This window comes from Vibrio sp. 1069, assembly GCF_033340555.1.
Genome location: NZ_JAWOWP010001046.1, coordinates 1 through 501 on the forward strand (window position 1 = coordinate 1; position 501 = coordinate 501).

The window sequence follows — 501 nt, forward strand, 5'->3', positions numbered from 1 at the left end:
ATCAAATAACCCAAATAGCGTGTAAGTACCCACTTACACGCTGTGTTTTTTTAATTCGCTTTGGTGATTTACTATGACTGATTCAGCATCAAACGTGGTTGAGCTCAAACAGGCTCAGTTTGTCTGGCCCGGTTCAGAGACCGCGGTGATCAATATTCCTGATTTGCAGATAGCGACGGGTGAGCATGTCTTTATCAAAGGGCCAAGTGGCTGTGGAAAATCCACACTTTTAGCTTTGCTCACCGGAATCAATACGTTAAGTTCGGGCTCGTTATCAGTACTCAATACGAACTTAGCGACGCTGAGCTCAAGCCGCAGAGATAGATTCCGCGCCGACCACATTGGTTATATCTTCCAGCAATTCAACTTGCTGCCGTATTTGAATGTCATCGACAACGTATTACTTCCTTGCCAATTGAGTAAAGTGAGACGAGATCGCGTGACACCAAACGCCTCCAAAGCCGAGCTTTTAGCACAAGCGACAACCTTGTTGGAGCGGCT

The 501-nt window shown here is 46.3% G+C and carries 1 protein-coding gene; it reads left to right on the top strand.

The genetic code is table 11. From position 1 onward, the window contains the following. Positions 1–73 precede the first annotated feature (73 nt). The coding region (locus R7040_RS30515; protein WP_318098199.1) for an ATP-binding cassette domain-containing protein at positions 74–501 on the top strand (428 nt) is incomplete at its 3' end.